We start from the raw sequence: 15,445 nt of genomic DNA, 5'->3' as shown, positions 1-15,445 counted from the left end.
CGCGTGCCGAGCGGATGCGCCGGTCCGCGCACCGCGCGCGATAATCTCAGCGCATGGCCTGGTTGTCGGAGAGCGAGCGGCGTGCACGCAAGCGCGATGACACCAGCGACCGCTCGATCCTGCTGAACCAGACCCTGCTCAGCGGCGTCGGCCTGGTCGCCATGGGCGTGGCGATCCTCATCGGGCAGGTCGTCGACAGCACGACCTTCGTCCTCGGCGCCACCCTGCTGTTCAGCGCGACGGCGGCGGCGATTCTGGTCCCGTGGCACCGCCTGCCGTTCTGGGTCGTAGCCGTGCTCCCGGTCGCCGACATCGTCGCGCTCGCGCTCCTGCGGTACAGCGCGCCGAACGGGGGCATCGGTCTCCTCTGGGCCTTCCCCGCGATGTGGATCGGTGCGGCCTTCGGTGTCGTCGGTGTCGTCGGTGGCACTCTGCTCGTGTCGGCGCTGTTCTGGCTCACGATGGCGATCGACCCGACGCAGGAGTTCACCGTCACGACGGTGCTTCTCCCGCTCGTGGTGGGCGCGCTGGCGATCATCTCCTTCCTGGGTGCCCGTCGCGCCGATGCGCAGCGGCAGCTCCTCGAAAAGCAATCCCGGCATCTCGGGCGCTCGGTCGACCGCGCGCGCCGCCAGGAGGATCTCGTCACGGAGGTGCTCGATGCCGTCGACTTCGGCGTGATCCGCATCACCCCCGAGGGGGAGCTCGTCGTCACCAATGAGGCGCATGCCCAGCTCCAGGGCGGGGCGTCCGACGATGCCGCGGGGGCCGTGGCGTACGCAGCCGACGGGGTCACCCCGCTCGACGCGTCCGACGTTCCGTTCGCGCGCGCCCGCGACGGTGACACCTTCGAGAACCAGGTGGTGTGGTACGGCGAGCCCGGTTCGGGGCGACGCGCGCTCACGGTCACGGCTCGGCGTCTCACCGAGATCGACGGGACGAACGCGGGGGTGATCGTCGTCTCGCGCGACGTGACCGCCGAGGAACAGGCACTGCGCGCTCGTGAGGATCTCGTCGCCTCGGTGTCGCACGAGTTGCGCACCCCGCTCACGTCGATCATCGGGTACCTCGAGCTGGCGCTCGATCGCGACGACCTCTCCGGCGATTCGCGGCACGATCTCGAAGTCGCCGAGCGGAACGCAGCACGCCTGCTCGACCTCGTGGCCGACATCCTCTCGGTGTCGTCGCTCGCGCGCCCGGGCGGCGGTGTCACGCTCGATCCCGCCCCGGCCGATGTGGCGGCGATCGTGCACGCGTCGGTCGAGGCGGAGCTGCCGAAGGCGGCCGACCGTCGCATCTCGATCGACACGACCTTCGTCGCCTCGACCTTCGCCGTCGTCGACGCGCAGCGCATCCGCCAGGTCATCGACAACCTGATCGACAACGCGGTGAAGTACAACGTCGACGGAGGCAAGGTCTTCGTCGAGGTCTCAGGAGACGACGACCGGGTGCGGATCGCGGTCCGCGACGACGGCCCCGGCATCTCCGAGGGCGAGCGTTCCCGCCTGTTCGAACGGTTCTTCCGCTCCGACGCGGTGCGCAACTCCACGACGCACGGCAGCGGCTTGGGGCTGGCGATCAGCGAAGACATCGTCCAGCGTCACGGCGGCGAGATCTCTGTCGACACGCGCCTGGGCGAGGGGGCCACCTTCACGGTCTGGCTCCCCACGACGAGGGAGCCCGTCACGTGACACTGGACAACTTCACCGTCTCGCTCGCCGCCGCTGTCGTCATCATCGTCTCCGGGGTCATGTACCTCGTCGAGACGCTGATGCGAAAAGACGGCCTCTCGGGTCGGCTGTGGGCCGTCGCATTCCTCTCCGGCATCCTCACCGTGCTCAGCTACCTCGTCTGGGCGGCCGCACCCGACGCGTACCTCGCCGTGGCGGTGGGCAATGCCGGGTTCGTCGCCAGCGCGGGTTTCATCTGGCTCGGCTGCCGAGCCTTCAACGACCGCAGCCTGCGGTGGTCGGGCGGGGTGGTGGCGGTTCTGGTGCTGATCGCGGGTCTCGCGGTGGTGCTGGCCGGCCCCGACGGCGGGGACTGGGCGGGCGCGGTGCCGCTTTTCACCGGCACCGGTGCCATGGCTCTCCTGGGTGCGATCGAGTCGAGGAGAGGGGCGATCGGGCGACGGTGGAGCTCGCTGGGTCTGACCGTGGTCCTCGGGATCGAGGCCGTATGGTTCACCGCGCGCACGCTGGCCTTCGTCGTCTACGGACCCGACAGCGACGTGTTCGCCACCTTCTTCAACACGATCGTGTCGTCGTTCCTCACCATCGCGCTCACCATCGTGGCGGTGGTCGTGACCTCGGTGCTCCGCGCGAGCGAATCGAATCTGCGCGGTCAGCCCGACGTCTACACGCTGAGCCTCGGCATCGACGGAGTGCTTCTTCCCGCATCCTTCCGCTCGGCGACCACGACGCTGATCGACCGCGCCTCGAGCCAGAGCGAGACCATCTGCGTCGTGTCGGTGCGGATCGACGATCTGGGGCGCATCGCGACGGCCTTCGGCCCGGCGGAGGCCGAACAGGTGGCCGCGTCGTGGCGGGCGGGAGTGCGGCAGTACGCTCCCACCGCCGCGATGGTCGGCGAAGGCGAGAGCGGGAGCCTGCTGATCGCGTTCCTCACCGCGTCGTTCTCCGACGTCCGTCGCATGGCGAGCATCCTGCACCGTCGCCTCCTCGACGATTTCGGTGCGCTGGGCATCTCGGTGGTGCCCGTCGTGGGAGTCGGGATCGCCCTCACCGACCGGCTCGGCTACGACTTCGCGGCGCTGGTGAACGGCGCCGATCAGGCCGCCGCGCGCTCGGTCACGAGCCCCGACGCCTCGGTGATCATCGCCGAAGGGTGACGGCGGCGGGCGCGAGGTCAGTCTTCGAGGCGGTCGGCGAGCAGGGCGTCGACGCGAGCGCGCAGGTCGCGCGGGCGGAACGGTTTGGTGAGGTAGTCGTCGGCACCGGCTTCGCGACCGAGTCGCGCGTGCTCCTCGTCGGCCCGAGCCGTCACCATGACGATGCGTGTGTCGCTGAACGCGCGAATGCGGCGCGCCGTCTCGAATCCGTCGATGCCGGGCATGCTGACGTCGAGGGTCGTGAGCACCGGATGGTGCTCACGCACCTTCTCGATCCCCTCGAGGCCGCCGGTGGCGGTATGCACGTCGAAGCCGGATCCTCGCAGGACAGCGGAGATGAGCGAGCGGATGTCGGCATCGTCTTCGATGATGACCGCGACGCGGGGGCTGGGCATCGGGTACCTCTGGTCTCCGCCCGTCCGGGCGGCGTGCAGTTTCTGACCGAGCGTAACGTACATCGGCTTTCTCGATCGCGGCGTCCGTCGTGGCATCCTCGGAGGATGCCCTTGATCGCGCTCACCGGCGGCATCGCCTCGGGAAAATCGACCGTCGCCTCTCGGCTCGCCGCACACGGCGCCGTCGTGGTCGACGCGGACGCCGTGGTCCGCGACGTGCAGTCGCCCGGATCCCCGGTGCTGCGCGAGATTGAGGACGCCTTCGGAGAGCGGATGCTGCGCTCCGACGGAACGCTTGACCGTGCGGCGCTCGGAGCGGTCGTCTTCGGCGACCCCGGTCGACTCGCGCAGCTCAACGCGATCGTGCACCCGGCGGTGCGGGAGGAGTCGCAGCGCCGGTTCCGTGAGGCGGCTGCCGCCGACCCGCGGGCGGTCGTCGTGTACGACGTGCCGCTCCTGGCCGAGACGCGCGCCTCGGATCCGTGGGATCTCGTCGTGGTCGCCCACGCGCCGGTCGAGGTGCGCGTGTCGCGCCTGCGCGAGCACCGGGGGATGAGCGAGGCCGACGCGCGCGCCCGCATCGCCGCCCAGGCGTCGGACGCGGAGCGACTGCGTCTCGCGGATGTCGTCATCGACACCGACGGACCACTCGCGCAGACCGAGGCGCAGGCCGACGAACTCTGGAAGCGACTGACCGCCGAGGCCTAAGTCCGCCCCGGGTGTCGGTGGCCCGGCCTACGCTGGAATCATGCAGGCCACCCGTTCCGTCCGCCCCTTCGAGGTCGTCAGCGAATACGTCCCTTCCGGCGACCAGCCGCAGGCCATCGCCCAACTCGCCGCGCGCATCAACGCGGGCGAGACCGACGTCGTCCTCCTCGGTGCCACCGGTACCGGTAAGTCCGCGACCACGGCCTGGCTCGTCGAGGCCGTGCAGCGACCCACGCTCGTGCTCGCGCACAACAAGACGCTCGCCGCACAGCTCGCCAACGAGTTCCGCGAGCTCATGCCGAACAACGCGGTCGAGTACTTCGTCTCGTACTACGACTACTACCAGCCCGAGGCCTACGTGCCGCAGACCGATACCTTCATCGAGAAAGACTCCTCGGTCAACGCCGAGGTCGAGCGCCTGCGCCACTCGACGACGAACTCGCTGCTCTCGCGGCGCGACGTGATCGTGGTCTCGACGGTGTCGTGCATCTACGGCCTCGGTGCGCCCGAAGAGTACCTCCGCGCCATGGTCGCCCTGCAGGTGGGGGAGCGCTACGACCGCGACGCCCTCATCCGCAAGTTCATCTCGATGCAGTACAACCGCAACGACGTCGACTTCTCGCGAGGCAACTTCCGGGTGCGCGGCGACACGATCGAGATCATTCCGGTCTACGAGGAGTACGCGATCCGCATCGAGATGTTCGGTGACGAGATCGAAGCGCTCTACATGCTGCACCCGCTCACCGGCGATATCGCGCAGAAGATGGACTCCGTGCCGATCTTCCCGGCGTCGCACTACGTCGCCGGCACCGACAAGGTGCAGCGCGCGATCGGCACGATCGAAGACGAGCTCGCCGAGAGGCTGAAAGAGTTCGAGCGCCAGGGCAAGCTGCTCGAGGCGCAGCGGCTGCGCATGCGCACGACGTTCGACCTCGAGATGCTGCAGCAGCTCGGCTTCTGCTCCGGTATCGAGAACTATTCCCGTCACCTCGACGCGCGCCCGCCGGGTGCTCCGCCGCACACCCTGCTCGACTTCTTCCCCGACGACTTCCTGCTCGTGATCGACGAGTCGCACGTGACCGTGCCGCAGATCGGCGCCATGTACGAGGGCGACGCGTCACGAAAGCGCACGCTGGTCGAGCACGGCTTCCGCCTCCCCAGCGCCATGGACAACCGCCCGCTGCGGTGGGACGAATTCAAAGAGCGCATCGGCCAGGCGGTCTACCTCTCGGCGACCCCGGGCCGTTACGAGATGGGGATCGCCGACGGCGTTGTCGAGCAGATCATCCGACCGACGGGACTCGTCGATCCGCAGATCGTCCTGAAGCCATCGAAGGGTCAGATCGACGACCTGCTCGAGCAGATCCGCATCCGCGTCGAGCGCGACGAGCGCGTGCTCGTCACGACGCTGACGAAGAAGATGTCCGAGGAGCTCACCGACTTCCTCGGCGAGCACGGTGTGCGCGTGCGCTACCTGCACTCCGACGTCGACACGCTGCGTCGTGTCGAGCTGCTCACCGAGCTGCGCGCCGGTGTCTACGACGTGCTGGTGGGCATCAACCTGCTGCGCGAGGGCCTCGACCTCCCCGAGGTCTCTCTCGTGGCCATTCTCGACGCCGATAAGGAGGGGTTCCTCCGCAGCGGCACGTCGCTCATCCAGACGATCGGCCGTGCGGCGCGAAACGTCTCGGGCGAGGTGCATATGTACGCCGACCGCATGACCGACTCGATGACGAAGGCGATCGAAGAAACCGAGCGCCGTCGCGACATCCAGATCGCCTACAACCTCGAGCGCGGCATCGATCCGCAGCCGCTGCGCAAGAAGCTCGCTGACATCACCGATGTGCTCGCTCGAGAGGCGTCAGACACTCAGGAGCTCCTCTCGGGGCGGGCGTCGGCGCGCAACAAATCCGGTAAGGGCAAGTCGCCGACACCGCAGCTGCGGCGCACGGGGATCGCGGCGGAAGGCGCCAATCAGCTCGAGGCGACGATCGAAGACCTGTCGAACCAGATGCTGGCGGCAGCCGCCGAGCTCAAATTCGAGCTGGCCGGTCGACTCCGCGACGAGGTCCAAGACCTCAAGAAGGAGCTCCGGGCGATGGAGAGGGCCGGGCACGCCTGACGATCAGGGGCAGTGCATCAGCGGTTTCGGCCCGGAGCGGTCGAACGTGTGCTCGGTCATGGCGTGGCCGCAGAGCGGGCACGGGCGGCCCGTTCGCACGGGCTCCGGTGTCGTCTCGTAGGGTCCGACCGACGCGGGGCCGGCGACGCGGATGAGCTTCGCGTTGAGGTAGTTGTACCAGCCGCCCGCCGCGCGGACTCGGTCCTTCCGCGACGGACCCTCCGGATCACTGTGTGCCATGATGGTTAGTGTACTAACTAATCGGAGGAGCCAGGCGATGGATGCCGACGAGATGCTCAAACTCGACAACCAGCTGTGCTTCGCGATCGTCACGGCCGCCCGCAACGTCGTGTCGATCTACCGTCCCGTGCTCGAACCGCTCGGCCTGACGCACCCGCAGTACCTCGTGATGCTCGCGCTCTGGGAGGGGTCGCCCCGATCCCTGGGGGACCTCGCCGCCGAACTCGCGATGGAGCCCGCGACGCTCTCACCCCTGGTGAAACGGCTCGAGGCCCAGGGGCGGGTCGCGCGCACGCGTCGCGGCGACGACGAGCGCGTGCTCGACATCTCCCTCACCGTGGAGGGGCAGGCGCTGCGCGAGCAGGCGCTCGAGGTGCCCGGCCGCATCATGCGGAGCGTCGGGATGGATGCGCCGCAGCTCGCCGCGGTGCGCGACGGGCTCGCACCGTTCGCGGGTCGGCGCTGACCCGCGCGTCCCGCCCGAGCGGAGCCGGTGTCGGGGGCCACGCCTAAGCTTGTCGGGTGCCCATCGTCCCCGTCGCCCTGCCCGGAAACAACAGCGGAAAGCTCAGCGTCCGCGGTGCCCGCGTCCATAACCTCAAGAACGTCGACCTCGACATCCCGCGCGATGCGCTGGTCGTCTTCACGGGTCTGTCGGGCTCGGGAAAATCGAGTCTCGCCTTCGACACGATCTTCGCGGAGGGTCAGCGTCGCTACGTCGAATCGCTGAGCTCCTACGCGCGTCAGTTCCTCGGTCAGGTCGACCGACCCGACGTCGACTTCATCGAGGGGCTCAGCCCCGCGGTGTCGATCGACCAGAAGTCGACCAACCGCAACCCCCGCTCGACCGTCGGCACGATCACCGAGATCCACGACTACATGCGTCTGCTGTGGGCGCGCATCGGCGTCGCGCACTGCCCCGAGTGCGGGGCGGAGATCCAGCGACAGACGGTGCAGCAGATCGCCGACCAGCTGATGGAGCTTCCCGAGCGCACCCGGTACCAGATCGTGGCGCCGGTCGTCTCGCAGAAGAAGGGGGAGTTCGTCGACCTCTTCCAGGAGCTCAGCGCGAAGGGCTACGCCCGCGCCGTCGTCGACGGCGACCTGATCCAGCTCGCCGAGCCGCCGAAGCTCAAGAAGAGCTACAAGCACGACATCGCCGTGGTGGTCGATCGACTGGTCGCCAGCCCCGACATCCTCGGCCGCGTCACCGACTCGGTCGAGACCGCGCTCGGACTGGCCGGCGGCATCATGCAGGTCAACTTCGTCGACGGTGAGGGCGACGACGCGTGGCAGTCGTTCTCCGAGAAGCTCGCGTGCCCGAACGGGCACCCGGTGCAGCTGACCGAGATCGAACCGCGCACCTTCTCGTTCAACGCCCCCTTCGGTGCGTGCCCGGCGTGCTCCGGCCTGGGCACCCGCATGTCGGTCGACGTCGACCTCATGCTCGGCGACGAAGACCTCTCGATCAGCGAGGGAGTCATCATCCCGTGGACGACGCAGGGCAAGGGGCTCTTCCAGTACTACGAGCGCCTGCTCGAGGGCCTCGCCCGCGACCTCGCGTTCTCGCTCGACACGCCATGGCGACAGCTTCCCGTCGACATCCGCGAGGCGGTGCTGCGCGGTGAGGACTACAAGGTCACCGTGAAGTGGAAGAACCGCTACGGACGCGAGGTGCGCTACGCCTCGGGGTTCGAGGGCGTCGTGCCCTACATCGAGCGTCAGTACCTGCAGGCCGAGTCCGACACGCAGCGCCAGCGCTGGTCGGAGTACCTCCGCGAAGTGCCGTGCCCGGTCTGCGAGGGCGCGCGTCTCAAGCCCGAGGTGCTCGCCGTCACGGTGCACGGCAAGTCGATCGCGGATGCGTCGTGGCTGAGCCTCGCCGACGCGCAACGTTTCTTCGCCGAGCTCGAACTGACCCCGCGTGAGGCGCAGATCGCCGCCCAGGTGCTCCGCGAGATCCGCGCGCGGCTCGACTTCCTGCTGCAGGTCGGTCTCACCTATCTGAGCCTCAGCCGATCGGCGGGCTCGCTCTCGGGCGGCGAGGCGCAGCGCATCCGACTCGCGACCCAGATCGGGTCGGGACTGACCGGCGTGCTCTACGTGCTCGACGAGCCGTCGATCGGCCTCCACCAGCGCGACAACCGACGCCTCATCGAGACGCTGATCACCCTGCGCGATCTCGGCAACACCCTGATCGTCGTCGAGCACGACGAGGAGACCGTCCACGCGGCCGACTGGATCGTCGACATCGGCCCGCGCGCCGGCGTCGACGGTGGCAACGTCGTGCACTCCGGCCCGCTCGCGCAGCTACTGGAGGAGAAGGACTCGCTGACGGGCGACTACCTCTCCGGTCGGCGCGAGATCGCCGTGCCGAAGAAGCGGCGCAAGATCGACAAGCAGCGCCAGGTCACGGTCGTCGGCGCGCGGGCGAACAACCTGCAGAACGTCACCGCGAGCTTCCCGCTGGGTGTGCTCACCGCCGTCACCGGGGTGAGCGGATCGGGCAAGTCGACCCTCGTGAATGGCATCCTGTACGAGGTGCTCGCCACCAAGCTCAACGGCGCACGGCGCGTGGCCGGCAAGCACACGCGGGTGACGGGGCTCGACAACCTCGACAAGGTCGTGCACGTCGACCAGGCGCCCATCGGGCGCACGCCGCGCTCGAACCCCGCCACGTACACCGGCGTGTTCGACCGCATCCGCAACCTCTTCGCCGAGACCCCCGAGGCCAAGGCGCGCGGTTACCTGACGGGTCGCTTCTCGTTCAACGTCAAGGGAGGCCGCTGCGAGGCCTGCTCGGGCGACGGCACGATCAAGATCGAGATGAACTTCCTGCCCGACGTCTACGTCGACTGCGAGGTGTGCCACGGCAAGAGGTACAACCGCGACACGCTCGCCGTGCACTACAAGGGCAAGAACATCGCCGAGGTGCTCGAGATGCCGATCGCGGAGGCTGCGGAGTTCTTCGAGCCCATCCAGGCGATCCATCGCTACCTGAAGACGCTGGTCGACGTCGGCCTCGGCTACGTCCGCCTCGGACAATCGGCGACCACTCTCTCGGGCGGCGAGGCGCAGCGCGTGAAGCTCGCGACCGAGCTCCAGCGCCGCACCAACGGGCGCTCGATCTACGTGCTCGACGAGCCGACGACCGGTCTGCACTTCGAAGACGTGCGCAAGCTCCTCGAGGTGCTCAACAGCCTCGTGGACAAGGGCAACACCGTCATCGTCATCGAGCACAACCTCGACGTGATCAAGTCGTCCGACTGGATCATCGACCTTGGACCCGAAGGCGGCTCCGGCGGCGGCACGATCGTCGCCACCGGCACCCCCGAGCAGGTCGCGAAGGTCGAGGCCAGCCACACCGGCCAGTTCCTCGCGGAGGTGCTCGGCGTCTCCGCGGTCGAGGCGCGTAAGGCGGGCTGATGGCGGCATCGCGAGAGCGGATGTCGCAGCTGCCCTACCGGCCGAACCCCGGCGAGATCCCCACGAACCCCGGCGTCTACCGGTTCCGCGATGCCGCCGGGCGGGTGCTCTACGTGGGCAAGGCCAAGAACCTGCGCGCCCGGCTGTCGAACTACTTCGCTCCGCTGCGGTCGCTGCACGAGCGCACGCGGCGCATGGTCACGACCGCAGCATCCGTGGAGTGGACCGTCGTCGCCAGCGACGTCGACTCGCTGCAGCTCGAGTACATGTGGATCAAGGAGTTCGATCCACCGTTCAACGTCCGCTACCGCGACGACAAGTCCTACCCGTTCATGGCGATCACGCTCGCCGACGAGGCGCCCCGTGTCATCGTCACCCGCAACCGCCGCATCCCCGGCGCGAAGTACTTCGGGCCCTACCCGAAGGTCTGGGCGGTGCACGAGACCATCGATCTGATGATCAAGGTCTTCCCGATCCGCACGTGCAGCGACTCGTCGTACAAGAAGGCGATGCAGAGCGGCCGTCCTTGCTTCCCGGGGCAGATCGGGCGCTGCGGCGGGCCGTGCTCGCACAAGGTGACCATCGAGGAGCACCGGGCGATCGTCGACGACTTTGTCGCTTTCATGGCCGGGGGAGACGAGCGGTTCGCCCGAGACCTCAACGCCAAGATGCGCGAGGCCGCCGCAGCGATGGACTACGAGTCGGCGGCGGTCTACCGTGACCGGCTGCAGGCGATCGAGGCGGTGCTGAAGAAGAGCGAGCTCGTGCTCACCGACGACGTCGACGTCGACCTGTTCGGCATCGCCGAAGACGAGCTCGCCGCCACGGTGCAGCACTTCGTGATCCGCGGCGGCCGCATCCGAGGCGTGCGCGCCTCGACGATCGAGAAGGAGATCGACATCTCGGGCGCCGACCTCGTCGACCAGGTGCTCCAGCGCACCTACGGCGACGCGGCGCCGGCCGACATCCCGCGCACGGTGCTCGTCCCGTCGCTGCCCGACGACGCCGCCGACATCGAGGCGTGGCTGCGCGAGCGGCGCGGCAAGCAGGTGGGCATCCAGGTCGCGCAGCGGGGCCAGAAGGCCGACCTCATGCGCACCGCGACGCTGAACGCGCAGCAGGCGCTGATGATCTTCAAGACCCGCCGCACGAGCGACTACGTCGCCCGCACCCAGGCGCTCACCGACCTGCAGCAGGCGCTCGACCTCACCGAGGCGCCACTGCGCATCGAGTGCTACGACGTGTCGCACCTGTCGGGCACCAACGTCGTCGCCTCGATGGTGGTTTTCGAGGACGGACTCCCGCGCAAAGACCAGTACCGCACGTTCGGCGTCCCCGAGACGACCGACGACACCGACTCGCTCTACCAGGTGCTCACGCGGCGGTTGGCCTACCTCGACAGGCCGGAGGAGATCGAGCCCCCCGCGCCCGAGCCGACCGCCGACGGCGAGGTCGTCACCGAACCGCCGAAGCGCAAGAGGTTCGCCTATCCGCCGCAGCTGCTCGTCGTCGACGGCGGCCAGCCGCAGGTCGCCGCCGCCGCGCGGGCCCTCAAGGACGCCGGTCACTCCGAGATCGCTCTGTGCGGAATCGCGAAGCGCCTCGAGGAGGTCTGGCTGCCGGGCGAGGACTACCCGGTGATCCTGCCGCGCACGAGCGAGGCGCTTTACCTGTTGCAGCGCCTCCGCGACGAGGCGCACCGCTTCGCCATCACCCACCAGCGCAAGCGACGCAAGCGCGACATCTCGAGCGTGCTGTCGGAGATCCCCGGCCTCGGCGACGCCCGCATCAAGGCCCTGCTGCGGCATTTCGGGTCGGTCACCGCGCTGCGCGCCGCCACGCCCGATGAGATCGCCGAGCTGCCGGGCATCGGCCCGAAGCTCGCCGACTCCATCCACAGCCACTTGGCTCGATAGGCTGGCTGTCTACGAGGAGTTGACATGACCGACCAGACACGCCGCGAGACCGGCGAGGTGCTGATCGTCACGGGCATGTCGGGGGCCGGCCGTTCGACGGTGGCCAACGCGCTCGAAGACCTCGATTGGTACGTCGTCGACAACCTGCCGCCCATGATGCTGCGCCCCCTGCTCGAGCTCACCGAGCTCGCCGCGGGTGCTGTCCCGCGCGTCGCGGTCGTGGTTGATGTGCGCGGGCGCGAGCTTTTCGGCGACCTCCCCGAGGTCATGCGCACTCTCCGGGCGGGGCGTCAGGTTCGCGTGGTGTTCCTGGATGCTGCCGACGACGTGCTCGTGCGGAGGTTCGAGTCGGTGAGGCGCCCCCACCCTCTCCAGCGCGACGGCACGATCCTCGACGGGATCCGACGCGAACGGGAGCGACTGGCGCCCGTGCGAGAGGCCGCCGACGTTCTCATCGACACCTCGTCGAACAACATCCACCAGCTGACGACCCGGGTGGTCGAGCTCTTCGGGGAGCAGGCCGCGGCCCGTCACACGGTGAATCTCATGAGCTTCGGGTTCAAGTACGGGCTGCCGACCGACGTCGACATGGTCGCCGACATGCGGTTCCTGCCCAATCCCTACTGGAACGACGAGTTGCGCGGCCTGACGGGCGAAGACGAGAGGGTGCGCGACTACGTGCTCGGCCAGCCCGGCGCTCACGAGTTCCTCGACGCGTACGCCGCCGCGCTCGCACCCGTGCTCGAGGGCTACCAGCACGAGAACAAGCGCCAGTCGGTCGTTGCGATCGGGTGCACGGGCGGTAAGCACCGTTCGGTCGCCATGGCGCGGGAACTCGCCGAACGACTCCGCTCGGTGCCGGGTGTGGCGGTCCGCGTCACGCACCGCGACCTCGGCCGCGAGTAGGCTGTTCCCTCGTTCCCCCGCCCTTTCCCCCGAGGAGTACCGTGCCGCTGACCGCCGACGTGAAGGCCGAACTCATCGCCGTCCGCGACCCCCGGCCTACGGCGCGCGTCGCCGAGCTGACGGCGTTGTTGCGATTCTCGGGAGGCCTGCACTCGATCGCGAACCGCGTCGCCGTGGAGGCCCAGCTCGACTCCGACGTCCTCGCGCGGCGCGCGGCCCGCGACCTCGTGGAGATCTACGGCGTGCGTCCCGAGCTCGTCCACGTGCAGGGCTCGGGCGGGCGCACGGGCGGTCACTATGCCGTGCGCGTCATCGAGTCGGGGGAGACCCTCGCCCGTCAGACGGGGCTGCTCGACCAGCGTCGCCGCCCCGTGCGCGGGCTCCCGAACAAGCTCACCACCGGCTCCCGCGGCGATCTCGCCGCGATCTGGCGCGGCGCGTTCCTGGCCGCCGGCTCTCTGAGCGAGCCCGGCCGATCGGCGTCGCTGGAGATCGCCTGCCCGTCGCCGGAGGCCGCCATGGCGCTCGTGGGCGCCGGTCACCGGATCGGCATTCCCGCGAAGGCCCGCGAAGTGCGCGGAGTGCCGCGTGTCGTCGTGCGCGACGGTGACGCCATCCGCACCGCTCTCGCCGAGATGGGCGCCCAGAAGACGGCCGCCGAGTGGGACCAGCTGCGTCAGCGCCGCGAGGTGCGCGCCGGGGTCAACCGTCTCGTGAACTTCGACGATGCGAACCTGCGCCGCTCGGCGCAGGCCGCCGTCGCGGCGTGCGCGAGGGTCGAGCGTGCCCTGGAGATCCTGGGCGACACGGTGCCCGACCATCTGCGCGAAGCGGGAGACCTCCGTCTCGCGCACCGCGACGCCAGCCTCGACGAGCTCGGCCATCACGCCGACCCGCCTCTGACGAAGGACGCCGTGGCCGGCCGCATCCGTCGCCTGCTCGCGATGGCCGACAAGAAGGCCGAGGTCGACGGGGTCCCCGGCACCGAGTCGGCCGTCCCCGCCGGCGCCGAGTGATGTCACGACCAGGGAAGCAACCCCGGGTCACGGGCGTTGCCCCTCGATAGGATGAATCGATCATCCTTCGCTGCGCCGAGGAGTGTCGGTGCAGCGCCGATAGGAAGCAGAGAACATGGCGAAGTACACGTTGCCCGAACTCCCCTACGACTACGCAGCACTGGAGCCGCACATCAGTGCGTCGATCATGCAGCTGCACCACGACAAGCACCACCAGACGTACGTGACCGGTGCCAATACCGCTCTCGAGCAGCTCGCCGAGGCCCGTGAGACCGGGAACCTCGCGAACGTCAACAAGCTTCAGAAGGACCTCGCCTTCAACCTCGGCGGTCACACGAACCACTCGATCTTCTGGGAGAACCTCTCGCCGGACGGTGGCGACAAGCCCACCGGCGACCTCGAGTCGGCCATCGACGACCACTTCGGTTCGTTCGACAAGTTCCAGGCCCACTTCACCGCCGCCGCGCTCGGCGTGCAGGGCTCCGGCTGGGCGGGCCTGTTCTGGGACTCGATCGGCGAGAACCTGATCATCGACCAGTTCTTCGACCAGCAGGGTCAGATCGTCGCCGGCACCGTGCCGCTCCTTCTGCTCGACGTCTGGGAGCACGCGTACTACCTCGACTACAAGAACGTCCGCGCGGACTACGTGAAGGCGTTCTGGAACATCGCGAACTGGGCAGACGTCCAGAAGCGCTTCTCCGCCGCTCGCGAGAAGACCGCGGGCCTGCTGGTACTGTCGTAAACGGAGCGGGCGTCCCGGTGGACACCCGCCGGGACGCCGCTGTCCGTTCTCGCATTCGCAACACACTCGCGCATCGCGCACTACCCAAATCAGGAGTCAATCCGTGGCTGTCAAGATCGGGATCAACGGCTTCGGCCGGATCGGACGCAACTACCTTCGCGCGGCTCTCGCGCAGGGTGCAGACCTCGACATCGTCGCGGTCAACGACCTCACCGACAACAAGACCCTCGCTCACCTTCTCAAGTACGACTCGGTGAACGGACCGCTCGACCAGGACGTCACCTACGACGACGAGTCGATCACGGTCGGCGGCAACACCATCAAGGTGTTCGCCGAGCGCGACCCCGCCAACCTCCCCTGGGGCGAGCTGGGCGTCGACATCGTCATCGAGTCGACCGGCCGCTTCACGAAGGCCGAAGACGCCAAGAAGCACATCGCCGGCGGCGCCAAGAAGGTCCTCATCTCCGCCCCCGCGACCGGTGACGACGTCACCATCGTCATGGGTGTCAATGAGGCCGAGTACGACCCCGCCAACCACGTCATCATCTCGAACGCGTCGTGCACCACGAACTGCCTCGCGCCCCTCGCGAAGGTCTTCAACGACAACTTCGGCATCGAGCGCGGCTTCATGATGACCGCTCACGCCTACACGGCCGACCAGAACCTCCAGGACGGCCCGCACAGCGATCTGCGCCGCGCCCGTGCGGCAGCGATCAACATCGTGCCCGCCTCGACCGGTGCCGCCAAGGCGATCGGCCACGTGCTCCCCGAACTCCAGGGCAAGCTCAGCGGCTCGTCGTACCGCGTTCCGGTTCCCACCGGTTCGATCGTCGACCTCACGATCGTCACCCCGACCGAGGGCCTCAGCGTCGACCAGGTCAACGCCGCCTACAAGGCCGCGGCTGCCGAAGGTCGTCTCGCCGGATACCTCGAGTACACCGAGGACCCGATCGTCTCCAGCGACATCCAGGGCAACCCGCACTCGTCGATCTTCGACGCCGAGCTGACCAACGTCAGCGGCAACCTGGTCAAGGTGTCGGCCTGGTACGACAACGAGTGGGGCTACTCCAACCGTCTGGTCGACCTGACCGAGTACGTCGCAGAGCGCATCTAAGGCTCCGCC

The 15,445-nt window shown here is 68.6% G+C and carries 13 protein-coding genes; 11 read left to right on the top strand and 2 right to left on the bottom strand.

Translation table 11 applies throughout. From position 1 onward, the window contains the following. The first annotated feature begins 53 nt into the window (after positions 1-53). Positions 54-1,691 (top strand): HAMP domain-containing sensor histidine kinase, encoded by a 1,638-nt coding sequence (locus DEA06_RS04685; protein ID WP_116646736.1) that lies wholly within the window; start codon positions 54-56, stop codon positions 1,689-1,691. After that, the gene (locus DEA06_RS16480; RefSeq protein WP_165817918.1) at positions 1,688-2,851 is read left to right on the top strand and encodes a hypothetical protein; all 1,164 of its coding nucleotides are present in this window, start codon (positions 1,688-1,690) and stop codon (positions 2,849-2,851) included. Before DEA06_RS04685 ends, DEA06_RS16480 begins: the two co-directional genes overlap by 4 nt. Positions 2,852-2,868: 17 nt before the next feature. Here DEA06_RS16480 and DEA06_RS04675 read toward each other — a convergent pair whose 3' ends face one another. Next, entirely contained in the window at positions 2,869-3,246 is a 378-nt protein-coding gene (locus tag DEA06_RS04675) for a response regulator (RefSeq protein ID WP_116646839.1), read from the bottom strand. A gap of 105 nt (positions 3,247-3,351) precedes the next feature. On the opposite strand from DEA06_RS04675, the gene coaE reads away from it, so the two are divergent. Next, complete coding sequence (coaE, locus tag DEA06_RS04670; RefSeq protein WP_116646735.1) at positions 3,352-3,954, top strand: dephospho-CoA kinase; 603 nt, start codon at positions 3,352-3,354, stop codon at positions 3,952-3,954. A 40-nt stretch (positions 3,955-3,994) separates the two neighbouring features. Continuing rightward, on the top strand, positions 3,995-6,076 hold the full coding sequence (gene uvrB / locus DEA06_RS04665; RefSeq protein WP_116646734.1) for an excinuclease ABC subunit UvrB: 2,082 nt from the start codon (positions 3,995-3,997) through the stop codon (positions 6,074-6,076). A gap of 3 nt (positions 6,077-6,079) precedes the next feature. Here the strand turns inward: uvrB and DEA06_RS04660 are convergent, their stop codons facing one another. Continuing rightward, the gene (locus tag DEA06_RS04660; RefSeq protein WP_116646733.1) at positions 6,080-6,316 is read right to left on the bottom strand and encodes a hypothetical protein; all 237 of its coding nucleotides are present in this window, start codon (positions 6,314-6,316) and stop codon (positions 6,080-6,082) included. Between the two features lie 37 nt (positions 6,317-6,353). On the opposite strand from DEA06_RS04660, the gene DEA06_RS04655 reads away from it, so the two are divergent. The 7 genes from DEA06_RS04655 (at position 6,354) to gap (ending at position 15,436) form a co-directional block, all read left to right on the top strand. Further along, positions 6,354-6,782 (top strand): MarR family transcriptional regulator, encoded by a 429-nt coding sequence (locus tag DEA06_RS04655; RefSeq protein ID WP_116646732.1) that lies wholly within the window; start codon positions 6,354-6,356, stop codon positions 6,780-6,782. A gap of 56 nt (positions 6,783-6,838) precedes the next feature. After that, positions 6,839-9,742, top strand: a complete 2,904-nt coding sequence (uvrA, locus tag DEA06_RS04650; protein ID WP_116646731.1) for an excinuclease ABC subunit UvrA — start codon at positions 6,839-6,841, stop codon at positions 9,740-9,742. Continuing rightward, a complete protein-coding gene (gene uvrC, locus DEA06_RS04645; protein ID WP_240606798.1) occupies positions 9,742-11,658 on the top strand; it encodes an excinuclease ABC subunit UvrC in 1,917 nt (638 codons plus the stop codon). Before uvrA ends, uvrC begins: the two co-directional genes overlap by 1 nt. Positions 11,659-11,682: 24 nt before the next feature. After that, on the top strand, positions 11,683-12,564 hold the full coding sequence (gene rapZ / locus DEA06_RS04640) for an RNase adapter RapZ (protein ID WP_116646730.1): 882 nt from the start codon (positions 11,683-11,685) through the stop codon (positions 12,562-12,564). Positions 12,565-12,605: 41 nt separating this feature from the next. Next, complete coding sequence (gene whiA / locus DEA06_RS04635) at positions 12,606-13,580, top strand: DNA-binding protein WhiA (protein WP_116646729.1); 975 nt, start codon at positions 12,606-12,608, stop codon at positions 13,578-13,580. Positions 13,581-13,695: 115 nt separating this feature from the next. Continuing rightward, positions 13,696-14,322, top strand: a complete 627-nt coding sequence (locus DEA06_RS04630; RefSeq protein ID WP_116646728.1) for a superoxide dismutase — start codon at positions 13,696-13,698, stop codon at positions 14,320-14,322. Between the two features lie 103 nt (positions 14,323-14,425). Continuing rightward, positions 14,426-15,436, top strand: coding sequence for a type I glyceraldehyde-3-phosphate dehydrogenase (gene gap / locus DEA06_RS04625; RefSeq protein WP_116646727.1), 1,011 nt, complete (start codon positions 14,426-14,428; stop codon positions 15,434-15,436). Positions 15,437-15,445 lie beyond the last annotated feature (9 nt).

It is taken from the genome of Microbacterium sp. Gd 4-13, assembly GCF_003095395.1.
Lineage (GTDB): Bacteria > Actinomycetota > Actinomycetes > Actinomycetales > Microbacteriaceae > Microbacterium.
Note: the sequence above shows the minus strand (reverse complement) of the source record. Positions and strands in the feature narration are given on the sequence as shown.

Bases quoted from the DNA above. Each gene is read 5' to 3' on its own strand.
- rapZ (WP_116646730.1), top strand. From the start codon at position 11,683: ATGACCGACCAGACACGCCGCGAGACCGGCGAGGTGCTGATCGTCACG.
- DEA06_RS04630 (WP_116646728.1), top strand. From the start codon at position 13,696: ATGGCGAAGTACACGTTGCCCGAACTCCCCTACGACTACGCAGCACTG.
- DEA06_RS04675 (WP_116646839.1), bottom strand. From the start codon at position 3,246: ATGCCCAGCCCCCGCGTCGCGGTCATCATCGAAGACGATGCCGACATC.
- uvrB (WP_116646734.1), top strand. From the start codon at position 3,995: ATGCAGGCCACCCGTTCCGTCCGCCCCTTCGAGGTCGTCAGCGAATAC.
- coaE (WP_116646735.1), top strand. From the start codon at position 3,352: ATGCCCTTGATCGCGCTCACCGGCGGCATCGCCTCGGGAAAATCGACC.
- DEA06_RS04685 (WP_116646736.1), top strand. From the start codon at position 54: ATGGCCTGGTTGTCGGAGAGCGAGCGGCGTGCACGCAAGCGCGATGAC.
- DEA06_RS04660 (WP_116646733.1), bottom strand. From the start codon at position 6,316: ATGGCACACAGTGATCCGGAGGGTCCGTCGCGGAAGGACCGAGTCCGC.
- DEA06_RS04655 (WP_116646732.1), top strand. From the start codon at position 6,354: ATGGATGCCGACGAGATGCTCAAACTCGACAACCAGCTGTGCTTCGCG.
- uvrC (WP_240606798.1), top strand. From the start codon at position 9,742: ATGGCGGCATCGCGAGAGCGGATGTCGCAGCTGCCCTACCGGCCGAAC.